General features: G+C 73.4%; 16 protein-coding genes. 6 read left to right on the top strand and 10 right to left on the bottom strand.

The features are described 5' to 3' along the window. Nucleotides 1-66: 66 nt before the first annotated feature. The 3 genes from G9H72_RS17220 to G9H72_RS17210 are packed head-to-tail and all read right to left on the bottom strand — an operon-like array spanning nt 67 to nt 2,016. Complete coding sequence (locus G9H72_RS17220; RefSeq protein ID WP_166173375.1) at nt 67-1,080, bottom strand: iron-containing redox enzyme family protein; 1,014 nt, start codon at nt 1,078-1,080, stop codon at nt 67-69. Further along, nucleotides 1,077-1,289, bottom strand: a complete 213-nt coding sequence (locus G9H72_RS21890; protein ID WP_166173373.1) for a CDGSH iron-sulfur domain-containing protein — start codon at nt 1,287-1,289, stop codon at nt 1,077-1,079. Before G9H72_RS21890 ends, G9H72_RS17220 begins: the two co-directional genes overlap by 4 nt. Further along, nucleotides 1,279-2,016 carry a HemK2/MTQ2 family protein methyltransferase gene (locus tag G9H72_RS17210; protein WP_166173371.1) on the bottom strand — a complete coding sequence of 246 codons (738 nt, stop codon included), beginning with the start codon at nt 2,014-2,016 and terminating at the stop codon, nt 1,279-1,281. Before G9H72_RS17210 ends, G9H72_RS21890 begins: the two co-directional genes overlap by 11 nt. Nucleotides 2,017-2,209: 193 nt before the next feature. On the opposite strand from G9H72_RS17210, the gene G9H72_RS17205 reads away from it, so the two are divergent. Continuing rightward, nucleotides 2,210-2,815 carry a hypothetical protein gene (locus G9H72_RS17205; protein WP_166173369.1) on the top strand — a complete coding sequence of 202 codons (606 nt, stop codon included), beginning with the start codon at nt 2,210-2,212 and terminating at the stop codon, nt 2,813-2,815. Between the two features lie 87 nt (nt 2,816-2,902). Here the strand turns inward: G9H72_RS17205 and G9H72_RS17200 are convergent, their stop codons facing one another. The 6 genes from G9H72_RS17200 to G9H72_RS17175 all read right to left on the bottom strand — a co-directional run bounded on the left by G9H72_RS17200 (nt 2,903) and on the right by G9H72_RS17175 (nt 7,283). Continuing rightward, nucleotides 2,903-3,964, bottom strand: a complete 1,062-nt coding sequence (locus G9H72_RS17200) for a chymotrypsin family serine protease (protein ID WP_166173367.1) — start codon at nt 3,962-3,964, stop codon at nt 2,903-2,905. 152 nt (nt 3,965-4,116) lie between these two features. Then, nucleotides 4,117-5,292: a metallophosphoesterase family protein gene (locus G9H72_RS17195; protein WP_166173365.1), complete on the bottom strand. Its 1,176-nt coding sequence runs from the start codon at nt 5,290-5,292 to the stop codon at nt 4,117-4,119. Nucleotides 5,293-5,392: 100 nt separating this feature from the next. Next, nucleotides 5,393-5,560: a hypothetical protein gene (locus tag G9H72_RS17190; RefSeq protein ID WP_166173363.1), complete on the bottom strand. Its 168-nt coding sequence runs from the start codon at nt 5,558-5,560 to the stop codon at nt 5,393-5,395. A gap of 311 nt (nt 5,561-5,871) precedes the next feature. Next, nucleotides 5,872-6,192, bottom strand: coding sequence for a DMT family transporter (locus G9H72_RS17185; protein WP_166173361.1), 321 nt, complete (start codon nt 6,190-6,192; stop codon nt 5,872-5,874). Continuing rightward, the gene (locus G9H72_RS17180; RefSeq protein WP_166173359.1) at nt 6,192-6,539 is read right to left on the bottom strand and encodes a DMT family transporter; all 348 of its coding nucleotides are present in this window, start codon (nt 6,537-6,539) and stop codon (nt 6,192-6,194) included. Before G9H72_RS17180 ends, G9H72_RS17185 begins: the two co-directional genes overlap by 1 nt. 9 nt (nt 6,540-6,548) lie before the next feature. Beyond that, a complete protein-coding gene (locus G9H72_RS17175) occupies nt 6,549-7,283 on the bottom strand; it encodes a VOC family protein (RefSeq protein ID WP_166173357.1) in 735 nt (244 codons plus the stop codon). 170 nt (nt 7,284-7,453) lie between these two features. Between G9H72_RS17175 and G9H72_RS17170 the strand changes: the two genes are divergently transcribed. After that, nucleotides 7,454-9,040 carry a methyl-accepting chemotaxis protein gene (locus G9H72_RS17170; protein WP_166173355.1) on the top strand — a complete coding sequence of 529 codons (1,587 nt, stop codon included), beginning with the start codon at nt 7,454-7,456 and terminating at the stop codon, nt 9,038-9,040. Between the two features lie 133 nt (nt 9,041-9,173). Further along, complete coding sequence (locus G9H72_RS17165; protein ID WP_166173353.1) at nt 9,174-9,596, top strand: DUF3592 domain-containing protein; 423 nt, start codon at nt 9,174-9,176, stop codon at nt 9,594-9,596. A 75-nt stretch (nt 9,597-9,671) separates the two neighbouring features. Here G9H72_RS17165 and G9H72_RS17160 read toward each other — a convergent pair whose 3' ends face one another. Beyond that, nucleotides 9,672-10,667, bottom strand: a complete 996-nt coding sequence (locus G9H72_RS17160) for a phosphotransferase enzyme family protein (protein ID WP_166173351.1) — start codon at nt 10,665-10,667, stop codon at nt 9,672-9,674. 140 nt (nt 10,668-10,807) lie between these two features. Between G9H72_RS17160 and G9H72_RS17155 the strand changes: the two genes are divergently transcribed. From G9H72_RS17155 to G9H72_RS17145, 3 genes are all read left to right on the top strand, one after another. Then, the gene (locus G9H72_RS17155) at nt 10,808-12,166 is read left to right on the top strand and encodes a GGDEF domain-containing protein (RefSeq protein ID WP_331272384.1); all 1,359 of its coding nucleotides are present in this window, start codon (nt 10,808-10,810) and stop codon (nt 12,164-12,166) included. 102 nt (nt 12,167-12,268) lie between these two features. Next, nucleotides 12,269-12,976 (top strand): class I SAM-dependent methyltransferase, encoded by a 708-nt coding sequence (locus G9H72_RS17150; RefSeq protein ID WP_331272383.1) that lies wholly within the window; start codon nt 12,269-12,271, stop codon nt 12,974-12,976. Nucleotides 12,977-13,008: 32 nt separating this feature from the next. After that, nucleotides 13,009-13,644, top strand: coding sequence for a hypothetical protein (locus tag G9H72_RS17145; protein WP_166173347.1), 636 nt, complete (start codon nt 13,009-13,011; stop codon nt 13,642-13,644). The last annotated feature ends 248 nt before the right edge of the window (nt 13,645-13,892 follow it).

Here is a 13,892-nt window from a genome sequence, read left to right as displayed (position 1 = left end):
AGGCGCATCAGCACCTCCGACCCCCGCGCGCGGGTCGGAGGTGCTCGTCGTGAGCCGGCCGCCGGGCTAGGCGGCGTCCTCGAGCGGGCCGACGAGCGCCGAGCGCCCGCGCTCCCACGAGGCGAGGACGTGGGCGGAGAGCCGCTCGTCCAGCAGGTTGGCCGCCTGCATCCCGAACACGACCGCCGTGGCCATCTCCGGGTCGCCGGCGACGAGCGGCGCGATGATGCCGTGCCGCACGACCTGCTCGTGCACCGCGTCCGCCTCCACGTGCTCGGCGTAGAACGCCACGGTCGCCGGGCCGCAGCCCAGCCGCTCGGCGGCGCGCACGAGCCGGTCGGACCCGGGCGAGGAGGTCAGCTCGACGACGGCGAACTGGCCGACGAGCGCCCCCCGCAGCGAGCGGCGCAGCCCGCACAGGGACATGAAGTTGACTTCGGCGATGACAGGTGCGGGCGCGACGCCGACGTAGGCGCCGTAGCGATCCGTGAGCCCCAGCTCGAGCATCATGTCGGCGAAGAGCCGGGCGTGCATCCGCTCGCCGCGTCCGGCGCCGTACTCGTCGTGCTCGACCGACACGAGCGCGGCCTTCGCCTCGCCCTCGAGCCGCGGGATGACCCACGCCTGCGGGTCCGCCTCCTTGAGGTGGTAGAGCGAGCGCAGCGCGATGTACTCGCGGAACTGCCAGAGCTCACCCCGCCGGCGCAGGTGGCGGGAGACGCCCGGTGCGTCCACGTGCTCGACCAGCAACGGCTCGATCTCTGCGGCCACGTCGCCTCCGCCCGGCACCAGGGCGCGCAGAGCGGCGAGGAACGCCTCCTCCAGCCGGCGGCGAAGCCCGAGGAGCGCCGGGTCCCACTCCAGGTCGTCGTCGACCCCGTCGAACCCCCGGTAGTGCAGCTCGTAGCAGATGTAGAGCGCGAGCTGCAGGTCGGCGCCCAAGGGGTCGGCACCGGCGACGTCGAGATCGGCGGGGAGCGCCTCGCCGTGCAGGGCTCGCACCACCGCGGACGAGAGCGGCCCCCGTGCGGCGGGGAGCGCCGGCGCCGTCGACGGCGCGGTCGCGGTGGGGGTGGTCAACGTTCCTCCTCGGCAGCGGAGCGGACACGGCGGCGGTGGCTCGTGTCGCAGAAGGGGTAGCGGCGGCTGTTGCCGCAGACGCAGAGCGCGGTCACCGGGCGCTCGGAGACCGCCCGCCGGCCGTCGGGGAGCTCGACCTCGACCGGCCCGTCCACGAGGATCGGGCCCTCCGGGGTGATCACCACCCGGTGCTGCGCGTCAGGCGGCACGCTCGGCCCCGATGCGGCCGTCCGCGGTCTCGTCCTCCACCCGGCGGCGCAGGTCCACCTCGAGCACGGCGGGCGCCGCACGGCGGGCCTCGATGACGACGAGCTCCTCGGACTCCTGGCCCGGCTCGAGAAGCCCCCGTGCCTCCAGCATCGCCGCCCGCTGGCGCATCACCGGGCCGAACGGCTCGAGCGCCCGCTCGACCACGGCCGCGGTGAGCCCCGCCGCGGCGAGCCGGTCGAGGGTCAGCTGCTCGTCGGCGAGCACCGAGTGCGTCAGCAGGAGCACCCCGTCCTCGGCGAGCACGTCCGGCACCCCGGCGCAGATCCGGTCCAGGACGGCGCGGCCGTCCCGGCCGGCGTCCCAGCACCGTCCCCGGCGGTGGCGGGGCAGCTGCTCGCTCGCCGCGGGGACGTACGGCGGGTTGGCGAGGACGAGGCCGAAGCGCTCCCCGCGGACCGGCGCGAAGAGGTCGCCCTGCCGGACCGTGATGGGTGTGCGGTTCACGCGGCTGTTGAGCCGGGCCGTCAGGACCGAGCGCAGGGACAGGTCGACGGCGGTCACGTCGCTGGCGCCGGCCCGGGCTGCGGCGAGCGCGAGCGCCCCTCCACCGGTGCCGACGTCGAGAACGCGCCGTCCGGCAGCGAGGTCTCTGCGACGCAGGGTCTCCGCGAGGAGCTGGGTGTCGCCCTGTGCTCGGTAGGTGCCCGGAAGGCGTAGCAATTTCACGATTCGACAGTCTCCTGGCTCCGGTCGGTTTGCGCTCGCCGGGAGCTTCCTGCCCGCCCACCCGATCACGTACGCGTCGGCCCGTCACTCTGGATCTTGCTGCCGAGTGGCGCCGGGCCCGGAGCAGGGCCCGCGCGGAACGGGCAGGTGCCCGGCGGCGTCCAAGGGGGACAGCCCTCCCGAGGAGGCCCGCATGACCGCGCACCAGGCCCTTCACCGCTCCGCCCCAGCGGCGCTGCTCCTCCTCCTGCCCCTCGTGGGGACGGCGGCGTGCGGGCAGGAGCCCGACGGGGTGCCGGCCCCCGCCGGCGAGGCGGCAGCGCCCGATGCCGCGGTTACCGGGCCCGCGGCCCCGCCCGCGGTCAACGGCGCGGGCCTCGCCGGGCTGGCGTGCGGCGCGCCGGCCCCGCCGGCATCCGGCGGCCCGCTCGTGCTGGACGGCGTGTTCCCCGAGAGCGTCGGCCCGGGGGAGCGTGCCCTCGCAGGAAGCGTGCGGATCAGCTCGTCGGCTGCCGCAGTCGACGCCGTCGTCGGGTCGAGCGCCGAGGTGGTCCTCGTGCGGGGCGGGCGGATCGTCACCGAGCCGCTGCCGCAGGACTCGGTCGGCGAGCGGGTACGCCTCGTCCCCGGGCGCGTGGAGGAGCTGTCGGCCAGCGTGGTGCTCGTGCCCTGCGACCCGGCCGCAGGGCGGACGCTCGTGCCGGGGGCGTACGAGATCCATGCACGGGTGCTGGTCGACGACCTGGCCGGGGGGCAGGCCGTCCTCGTCGGCGGGCCGTGGCCGGTCGAGCTGTCCTGACCGGCGGTTCGCCGACGCGCTCGAGCCCTGCCGCACGGCGCGGGTGGCGCGTGCGGCAGGGCTCGAGCTGTACCGGAGGCGCGGCCGTCAGCCGGTGACGATGCTGACGCCGTAGCGGCTCTGCACCTTGTCCCAGCGCTCGACGTAGCCGGTCGTCGAGCTCGACGCGATCACGTGGCCGCGGATGAACGCGCCGCGGCTGTCCTTGGCGTAGAAGGCGCCGCCCGAGTCACCCCCCTGCTGGATCACGCCGCCGACGTACGCGATGACGGGGGACTTGCAGCCGGTCTGGGTGCACACCTGGGCGTTCACGCTCGTGGCGCGGTGGCCGCACTGCTCCCCGGTGGTGCGGCCGCTGTGGCAGTAGTCGCTGTAGCCGACAGTGGCGCTGCCGGCCGACACGACCGGGATGCTGCTCGTGCTGACGACGCCACCGGTGAAGACGCGACCGGCGTAGGAGCTGCCCTGCAGCAGCTCCATGTCGACCGCCCCGGAGCCCAGGGAGGCGAGCGCCCGGCCGGTCACCGTGCCGACCACCTGCGAGCCGGACTCGTTGCGCACCACGGTGCCGTTGGCGTAGCAGTGCCCGGCCGTCACCATGAAGCGCGTGCCGACGCCGTTCTGCACCGCGTAACCGGTCGAGCAGAGGCCGCCGCCGGCGGAGAGGCCGCCGCCGCCGTAGAAGGCCGGGACGTCGTCCCGCCGGTGCCAGGCGTCGGCGATCCGGCCCTGCCTCGTCTGGACCTGGAGGCCCTTGAGGGTGCGGTCGGTGCGCACGCCCGTCACCTGGTTGACCACTGCGGAGGGCGCGTCCGTGTCGATGACGATCGCCCCCGTCTCCGGGTCCTCGTACGTGCCGAACGTGTATCGCGTGCCGTTCCTCGCGACGTAGTCGGCGATGCGCGACTGGATCGTCGTCAGCGCCGCGAGCTGACCAGGCTGCGGCTCCACGCCCCGGCCCCCCAGCGCCTCCTCGTCCGGGGGCTCTGCCGCGTCGGCCACGACGATGGCCGACACCCCGTCCTTGCCGGCTGCGCCCTTGCCGACACCGTCCGCCGCCGACGCCTGCCCGGCACCGATCCCGAACGCGCTCGCGGCCGCGGCTGCGGTGACGAGCCCGACCAGGGTCCTCGACCTGGAGCTGCGCATCTGTTCCTCCCCTGCGAAGCCCGCGCCCTGGTGGCGCGGTCCGTGCAGTGGGGAGCGCATCGATCACATGTGAGATACGCCACACGGAAGTGCGGTTGCTGAGGTGGACGGGGCAGCGGCACCGCCGCCGCCCCGTCCGGGCCAGGGCCCGCTCAGCGCCCGGGCGGGAGCGGGAGCGGGTCGACGCTCTGGTCGTTGTTCGTCAGGTCGATCCCGAAGTCCTTCGCGAAGACGTTGTGCGTCTCGACGAGGACGCCGTCCACGTTCTGGTCGAGGGTGAACACCCGCGCTCCACGAAGGCGGTGGTTGTCGGTGCCGCCGAGGCCGTACGTGCCGAACCCGGTCCCCGGGCCGTAGCCGAGCAGCACGCCGTAGTAGTTGCCCACGTAGGTGTTGACGTGGTCGTGCCCGCAGAAGACGCCCTTGACGTCGCCACGGTGCTGGATCGCGGAGAACATGCCGGAGTTGAACGGGCCGGGGCACTCGTCCTCGTTGCGCTCCCCGACGATGGAGTGCTTCTGCACCGCCCGCTGGTGGTCGGCGGCCGTACGGCTGTCGACCGAGGCCCACCACATGAAGCGGTGCTCCCACAGCGGGATGTGCAGGAACATGAGGCCGGGGACCTTGCGGCCCTGGCGCTTCTCCAGCTGCGCCGACTCCTCGAGGTACCAGCCGATCTGGTCGCCGCGCAGCCAGTCCCAGTCGGGGTAGCCGGCGAAGTCCTGCCCCGCGATGGTGTCGGGGGCGTAGCGGCCGCTGTCGAGCAGCCAGACGTTGAACGCGGGAGCCTTCCCCTCGGAGTCGTCGATCAGCAGGCTCATGTTGCCGGTGCCGGTGATGTCGCGGGCGCCCTTGTCGTTGACGTTCCAGCGGTAGCCGCGGAAGAAGTCGAGCTGTGCGGCCTCGTCGAAGCCCGTGCGCCCGGTGGAGTCCTCGTCATGGTTGCCGAAGGTGGCGGCCCACGGGATCTGCCGGCTCTCCATCTGCTGGATGACGTTGTTGAGCGCCTGCTTCATCTCCAGGGTGGTGCGCGGCCCGCCGTTGATGTTGTCACCGACCAGGACCACCAGGTCCGGCTGCTCGGTGTCGAGCACGCGCCCCATCAGCTCGAGCGTGCGGCGGTCGGTCCGGTGGTCGTCCTGCGTGTCGTTGAACTGGACGATCTTGAATCGACCGTCCGCGTTGAAGCGCAGCCGCTTCGGCGCCCGCTCGGTCTTCGCCTGGGCAGGGGTCCCCAGGCCGGTGCCCATGGCCAGGGCGAGGGCGCCGACACCTCCAGCCCGGATGAGGCTCCTACGGTCGATGCCGCGCTCGGTCGCGCCGTCCATGCTGTCCCTCTCCTCGTGGTCGTCCCGACTGCGCACCACGCTGGGTCAGATGCGTGAGCGCTGCGTGAACGACGGCGAGCGAGGGCTTGAAGGGCGGGTGTCAGTCCCCGTCGCCCCCGTGGCCCCCGTCGCTCCAAGCCTGGACGAGGTCGCCGGCGACGTACGCCGGGACGCCGGCGACCCGGACCGCGGCGACCCAGGAGGACGCCGGGGGCCGGGCGTCGCGCAGCAGCTGCTCGAGCGGGATGGCGAACCTCGACTGCTCCATGGGCCGAGGGTGCCCGCTGGGACGCCGCTCAGTCCAGGTGCTGCCCTGGCCGTGCTCGACCCGAAGCAGGTTGCCCGAAGACAGCATCGGTGATCCGCCGGTCCGCGAATGCCGCGCTCCCATGCATGTCGTGCCGACCCACGGGATGCCGCGGGGCCTGCGTGACCTGCGACACCGCGTCCGCGATCGGGCGGTGGCCGCTCCGGTGGCACAACGACACCGTGATCGACGCCCCCACCGGCACACGTGCAGCCGGATGCCCGAACATGGCCTCGCCCTTTCCGCTCCCGGTGCTCGAGCACCGGGAGCCGTCAGTGCGCCGCGCCGAGCTCGATCAGCAGGACCCCGAGGACGATCAGGCCGATGCCGGCGGTCATCGTGCGGTTCAGCCGCTCGTGGAACGCGAGCCTGCTGACGATCGCTGTCAGGGCGACGCCGGCCGCGGCCCAGACCCCGTAGGCCACCCCGATCCCGATCCCGCGCGACAGCGCCCCGCTCAGCAGCAGGAACGCGGCCAGATAGCCCGCTGCGACGGCGGCGTACCACGCCTTGTGCCCCTGGACGGACATCCGCAGCGAGGCCGTGCCGGCCACCTCGGCGAGGATCGCGAGCGCGAGGAACAGGTAGGCCATCAAGGCTCGGGCTTCCTGTCGGGCTGCGTAGCCTGGGACCCGAGCTCGACCAGCAGCACGCCCGCGATGACGATCGCGATCCCGAAGGACATGAGCAGGGTCACGGGCTCGTCGAACAGCACCGCTCCGAGCACCGCGGTCAGGGCGACACCGCAGGCACCCCAGACCCCGTACGCCACCCCGAGCGCCATGCCGGAGCGCAGGACTGCGCCGAGGAGGACGAAAGCCGACAGGTAGCCCGCTACCACGAGCGCGTACCAGGCCGGCTGGTCGAGCGCGGCCTTCAGCGCGAGCGACCCGCTCACCTCGGCGAGGATGGCTCCGGGAAGGAGCAGCAACTTTCCCACGCTGTCGCGTCAGCCGCGGCCGAGGATGCAGAACAGGTTGCCCTCGGGATCGGCCAGGACCCGCCACGGGACGTCTCCCTGGCCTATGTCGGCCGTGGTCGCGCCGATCCTCGCGAGCCGCTCCGCCTCCGCCCGTTGCGCCTCGACCGGCCGGGCGAGCAGGTCGAGGTGGGCACTGCTGCGGCGGCCGCCCAGGTGCGAGGTGGCCACCAGCTCCAAGCAGGGGCCTGCTCCCGCCGGGGAGCGCAGCAGCACGCGATCGTCGCTCATGTCCAGGGGCGCCAGACCCACGGCCTCCGCCCAGAACCGGGCGAGGGCCCGAGGGCCGCTGCACTCGACGACCACCGCCGCAACGGGCCCGGTGTCCGCGCGGACCGGGTCCGGGGCCTGGACGCAGAACGCGTTGCCCTCGGGGTCGGCCAGCATCGTTCGCGAGCCGTCCCGGGCCCCGCCCAGTGGCTCGGCGCCGAGCTGCACGAGCCGCGCGACCAGCTCGGCGTGTCCCGTCGCGGACGGGGCGGCGAGCTCGATGTGAGTGCGGCCCCCGGCCGGCTCCGCATCGGGCACCGCGATCACGTCGAGAGTGAGGCCGGTGGGCAGTGGCCAGGCCGCGCCCTCCGGCCGCACGCTTGTCGCCCCCGGCTCGGGGCTGTCGGCCACCCAGCTCAGCGCTGCGGCCCAGAACCTGCCCAACGCCACGTCGTCGCGGGCCTTGAGGTTCACCTGGACGGGTCGCAACCTCATGAGCGGGGACGCTATCGCGAACGGGCCGCTCACCCGGGCCCCTGCCGGTGGCGGTCCCGGGGCTACGGCGGGGCCATTGCTGCCACAGGACTCCTCCGTTGTGCTCGGCCTCACGTCCGGCGGTCGCCGCTTCGTTTCAGGGCCTGCGGCCGCCGGCCGATGGTCCGGACATGCTGAAGCGTCTGCGCAATCTGAAGGTTGCGGCCAAGCTGGCCGTCGGGTTCGGCGTCGTGTGCCTGCTTCTCGTGCTCGCCCTCGGCGTGGGCATCACCCGGCTCAGCGGTCTCAAGGGCAACCTCGAGACGCTGTCGTCCAGCGGCGTCACCTCTGTCCAGTCGGTGGGTGACACCCGCGCGGCGCTGGCACAGGTCCGGTTCGACTACGCGAACCTCGGCCTGACCCCCGACCCGGCCGGGATGGCGAAGATCCTCGACACCCTCGCCAGCGACCAGGACGCGGTGGACAGCGCATGGGCGGCGTACCAGGCCAGCTCCCCGAGCTCCGCCGAGGCTGACCGTGCGGCCTTCGAGACGAAGCTGGCCGACTACCGCGCGAAGGCGGCGAAGCTGGTCGAGCTGGCCCAGGCGAACGACGTCCGGGGCTTCATCGATTACCGGACGAGCACGACGGTGCCGATCACCAACGAGCTCTTCGAGCTGCTGGACGGCTTCCGCACGGTCGAGGCCGAGGCGGCCGCCACCATGGCCGACGGAGCGGGAGACGCGTCCCGCGCCGCGGTCGCGCTCCTGGTCGCCGTCGGGGCCCTCGCGCTGCTTCTCTCGGCTGGCATCGCGTTCCTGATCGCTCGCAGCGTCGCGCGTCCGCTCGGCAAGGCGCTGGTGGTCGTCGAGGGCCTTGCGGCCGGCCGACTGGACCAGCGCGTCGACCACGTGAGCGAGGACGAGGTCGGCAAGCTCGCCTCGGCGATCAACGCCACCATGGACCGCCTCAGTGCCGTCATCCGCGGAATCTCGGGCAACGCGACGACGCTGGCGTCCTCGTCGGAGGAGCTGACCAGCGTCGCCACGCAGCTCTCCTCCGGGGCGGAGGAGTCATCTGCCCAGGCGCAGTCCGTCTCGGCCACGAGCCAGCAGATCTCCGGCAACATCGGCACTGTCGCTGCGGCCGGCGAGCAGATGACCGCCGCGATCCGTGAGATCGCCACCTCGACCTCGGAGGCCACTGCCACCGCCGCCAGCGCCGTCGCGGCGGCACAGGCCGCCCAGGAGACGCTGGACCGGCTCAGCGCCTCGTCCCGGGAGATCGGCGACGTCGTCAAGCTCATCACCTCGATCGCCGAGCAGACCAACCTTCTCGCGCTGAACGCGACGATCGAGGCCGCGCGGGCGGGGGAGGCCGGCAAGGGCTTCGCGGTCGTGGCCGGCGAGGTCAAGGACCTGGCGCAGGAGACGGCTCGGGCGACCGGGGACATCACGACCCGGGTCGGAGCGACCCAGGCCGACGCCGAGGCGGCATCGCTGGCGATCGCTCAGATCACCGAGGTCATCGGCCGCATCGACGAGCTGCAGTCGGCGATTGCCGCCGCGGTCGAGGAGCAGTCGGCGACGACGTCGGAGATGGTCCGCAACGTCACCGAGGTGTCGACCAGCTCGCAGGACATCTCGTCGAACATCGCCGGGATCGCAGCCGCCGCGGAGCAGACGACCAGCGGTGCCTCGCACACCGCCACGACGGCCGAGGAGGTCTCGCGCGCGGCGGCCGAGCTCGACCAGCTCGTCCACACGTTCAAGCTCTGACGCCTTCTGCGGCGCCCGCCCCGTTCACGGCGGGCGCCGCAGAGCCGTTGCACGACAGCTCACTCCGGCGACCTAGCGACACCAGCGGGATGATCTCCGCGGGGTGCTCGCGCCGATGGTGCATCCTTGCCCCATGCGCGCTGCCCTCGGGCCCCTCGAGCTCACGGCAGGGCTGTTCACCCTGGTCGGCTCGGCCTTCGCCGGCCTGGGGATCTGGACCATCGCGGCCGGCCGGCGACGAGCGCGCGCCTGGCCGGCCGTGCCCGGCACGGTCCTGGGAGCCACGTGGGACCGCAACACGGACTCCCGCTACCTGCAGGTCACGTACACCGGCCCGGACGGGGTCCCGCGTACGTTCGTCAACCGCTACGGCTCCACGATGCTCCGCGTCCCGGTGGGCCGGCAGGTCCGGGTGCTCGTGAACCCGGCCAGGCCGGACGACGCCGTCCTGGCCGGCCCGCGGCACGGAGGTGGATGCCTCGGTGCCGTCCTGACGGTGACCGGGAGCAGCTTCGCCCTCGGCGGGCTGCTGGGCCTGGCGGTCGCGCTGCGCTGAGCCCGCTTCCCCGGCCGCCGGCGCGCGCCGGCCGTTGCCGCCACCCGGTGACGCGGGCCGGGGGCCCCGGCCGGGTCAGCCCAGGCGAGCGACGCCGTCCAGCACCGCATGGAGCTGGCGCGCCGTCGGCAGGATGCGGAGCGCCTCATCGACCTCGCGCGTTGCCCAGTCCCGGTGCCCTTGCTCGGCGGAGGGGTCCAGCGCGACACGCAGCTCGTGCTGGAGGAAGTTCAGGCGGGACGCCACGAGCATGGAGAAGTCCGCCGGCTCGCTGATGCGGCCGGGACCGCCCTCGCCCACGTACGCCACGTACAGCTCGCGCGCCGCTGCCAGGTCGATCGTCGACCCGTCGCAGAGCCAGTCGAACAGCATCTGCGCGACCTCCCGGCCGGGCTCTGCCGGGCCGACGTCGTCCCAGTCGATGACGGCCAGGCCCCCGGACGGCTTCCGGAGGACGTTCTCCGGATGCAGGTCCCGGTGGCAGAGCAGGCAGCGGCGCGGGTCGGCAGGCGTCGCCACGGCACAGAGCGCGGGCAGCTCCGGGAGACGTCGTCGCAGGGCGGCGGCCCACGGTGCGTCCGCTTCGGCGAACGGAGCCCAGGACGACGGCGAGGGGGCCAGGTCGTACCAGGATGCGGGGCGGCCGCCGTCCGGCTCCGCGTCCGCGGGCGGTGCGCTGCTGTGCAGGCGCGCGAGCAGGGCCCCCAGGCGTTGCGCGGACTCCGCCGACGGCACGACCGGCTGAAGGTCGAGCCAGTCGTAGAGCCGCAGCCACGTGCCGTCGACGCCCGGGAGCACGTGGCGGCCCTGCCGGTCCGCATGGCTGGCCGTGACGTGGACGCCGGCGGCCGCAGCGTCGCGCATCAGCCTGACCTGAGCGGCGACGGTGGCGGGGGAGGGAGGAGCCCCGATGCTCTCCTTGAGGGCGTAGCGGCTGCTCTCCACGGCCACCCGCCAGATCCGCCCCTCCGCGCCGCGCGGGCCGGCGTCGACCCGGATGTCCCCGGACCAGCCGAACGCGGCACGCAGAATGGCCGCAAGCTCGGCCCCGGCAGGCGACGAGGGGCTCACCCGGGAGATTGTGGCTCGGCACGGGGCAAGGGGCCACGCGATTCCTTCCCGGCCGCGCCCCGACCTTCGGCCGGCCGCTGGGGGCACGGGACGGTCGCGAGTCGTTGCGACAGCACCGGCTCTAGAAGAATGGGAGCCCCGTGGAGTGGAACTCTCCCTTCGTGGGCGTCGATGACATGGTTGCGCTGGCCGGGCCGGTGTTCTCCCGGGGGCCGGACGCGGCGTGGGTCTGGCGCCGGCTTGCGCCGGACGACTTCGTCCTCATCGCCGGCAACACGGCCGCCGAGGCGCTCGCCGGCGCCGCACTGCCCGGGATGCAGTCCGCGGTGGCCGGCCTGCTCCGGCAGCCCGGCCTGACACTGCGTGCAGACCTCGCGCGTTGCCTGGACGAGCAGGTCGGGGTCGCCTCCGATTTCGAGGCGCCGTCCCCGCTGTCCGGGCAGTTCCTGCAGTTGCTGGTCAGCCACGTCCCGTTGACGGAGGAGCACGTGCTCACCGTGGTCCGGGACGTGAGCCGGCTGCGGTCGCAGCTCAGCGCGGACCGCCAGCTGATCGGCGACCTGGCCCAGCTCACCACGTTGTCCCGGGCGATCCTCGAGGCGGACGACCCGCAGCAGGCGCGCGACGAGTTCTGCCGGGGGGCGCTGGAGCTCTGCGCGGCGGACGGGGTGTTTCTCGCCGAGCCACACGAGGGCAGCCTGACGGCGACCGCGCGGGCTGTCGTGGACGGCATGCCGGCGCGAGAGCTGCTGCCCCAGCGCGGGCTGGGGGAGCAGCGGTCGGTCACGCGCGAAGTGTTCGACTCCGGGGTCCCCGTCTTCCTGCCGGACCTGGCCTCCCACCCCCAGGCGGACCCGGGGCTGGTGCGTGCATCGGGAGCCGCCGCCGGGCTGTTCCACCCGGTCGTCCGCAGAGGCACGGTAGTGGGCGTGCTCGTCGTGGCCTGGCGGGCCGCACTGCCCGAGCCACCCCAGCGAGTGCGCCAGCTGATGCCGCTGCTGTCCGCCGACGCCACGCTTGCGATCGACCGGGCGGACCTCATCGCCAAGCTCGGCGCCGCTGCGGCGGAGGACGCGCTCACCGGGTTGCCCAACCGGCGCGCCGCCGGCACCGAGCTCGACCGCTGCGTCGCTCACGCGGGCCGGGCAGAGCGGCCCCTTGCGGTCGCGGTCCTCGACGTCAACGGGCTCAAGGCCGTCAACGACGAGCATGGCCACGCGGCGGGGGACGCGCTGCTGCAGACGGCGGCGCGGGCCTGGCGCGCCGCCGTGCGGCGGGAGGACCAGCTCGCGCGGGTGGGGGGCGACGAGTTCGTCCTGCTCATGCCGGACACCGACGCGGCGGCGGCCCAGCAGGTCATCGCTCGGCTGCGCGCCAGCGCTCCCGAGATCTCCGTCGCGGCCGGCGTGTCCGAGTGGGTCACGGGCCAGACCTCCGAGGAGCTGCTGGCGGCCGCGGACCGGGCGATGTACGCGGACAAGGCCAACCCGACCTCCTGACTGCCGCGCCCGGCCCGCAGCACCTGGTCGCCGGGCTGCGCCGCCGGTGTTGCCGAGCGGGTCGCTGACTGCGCCGTCGGACCTGCCTCTAGCGTCCGTACCGTGGACGAGGAGCTGTGGTCGGCGTACGACGAGATGGGCGACGGCTACCTCCGGCATGCCGAGGACGGCCCCTTCAACGCCGAGTACGACCGTCCGGCGGTCCTCTCAGCCCTCGCGCCCGTGGCCGGCAAGCGGGTCCTGGACGCCGGCTGCGGGCCGGGTCTCTACGTCAGCGCGTTGCTGGCTGCCGGCGCGGAGGTCGTCGGCTTCGACGCCAGCCCGGCGATGGTCGACCTGGCCAGGACGAGGGCCGGGACCCGGGCGCGCATCGACCGTGCCGAGCTGGGCGCTGCCCTGCCGTACGCCGACCAGTCCTTCGACCTCGCAGTCTGCGCCTTGGCCATCCACTACGTGGAGAACCGGGTAGCTGCGTTCGCCGAGCTGCACAGGGTCCTGCGCCCGCAGGGCGCCCTGGTGGTATCGACCCAGCATCCGACCGCCGACTGGCTGCGGAAGGGCGGTTCCTACTTCGACCGCGTCCTCGAGAGCGACACGTGGGCCCTGCCGGACGGGCGGCGTCAGCAGGTGCGCTACTGGCGTGCGCCCCTGACGGACCTGTGCAAGGCCGCCACCGACAGCGGGTTCGTCATCGACCTGCTCCTGGAGCCACGCCCGACCGACAGGATGCGGGTCAGCGCGCCCGAGGACTACGCGCGGCTCCAGTCCCAGCCCGGCTTCCTGGTCCTGCGGCTGCGCAGAGCCGCGTGACTCCTGCGGCTGTGCGGGGGTAGGCCGGACAGGTGGACCGACGAACACTGCTGCTCGGCGACTGGAGCCCCGTCGTACGCGACGGCATCGACCTGCTGAGGATCGCCATCCTGCTCGGAGCGGCGGGCTTCGCCCTCGCGGGGGACCGCGGCGGCGCGCTCGTGCTCGCCGCGCTCGGCGGGCTCACGCTGATCGCGCGGGCGCTCAACCTGCCGCGGGTCTACGACCTGTGCTTCACGGCTGCGATGGCGTTGCAGGGCTTCGGGGAGGCGTTCGCGCTCTACGACAGCTTCGTACGGTTCGACGACCTGGTGCACTTCACGCTGCCGCTGCTGACCGCGCCGGTGGCGTACATCGCGTTGGCCCGGGCCGACGTGGTGCCCGACCCCAGGGACGAGACGCACCTGCCGCACTACGTCGGCATCTTCGTCATCACGCTCGCGCTGGGGACCGCACTCGGTGCAGTGTGGGAGATCGTCGAGTGGCGTTCGGATGCCTGGCTCGGCTCCGACCTGTCCATCAACAATGACGACACGGTCGGTGATCTGGTGCGCGACACCCTCGGCTCCGCCGTGGGCGCTGGACTGCTCGTGGTCTGGGCGCGGTGGGGATGGGGATCTGTACGACGCGTGCCCGGCGTGAACACGTACGAGGACGTGGACGCTTGAACGGGCGGTATCAGGGCCGGAAGTCGCTGTCCGAGCCCGTTCGCGGCGTCTCGTCGGCCGGGGGCTGCCCTTTCCGTTGGCGTCACCGAGGCGAGGCGCAGTGAAGGGCATCCTGCGGGAAGCACGCGACATGCTGGCCTTGGCCGCCCTGATGGGGGTCGCGTGGGTGCTGCTCCGGGTCCTGTTGTCCGATGACACCTGGCGCGAGGACCCTGTGCGTCAGGCTGAGGTGAGACACCCCGGGTAGG

The sequence above is a fragment of the Motilibacter aurantiacus genome (assembly GCF_011250645.1).
GTDB classification, from domain to species: Bacteria; Actinomycetota; Actinomycetes; order Motilibacterales; family Motilibacteraceae; genus Motilibacter_A; species Motilibacter_A aurantiacus.
This window is presented reverse-complemented; position numbering and strand designations above follow the sequence as displayed.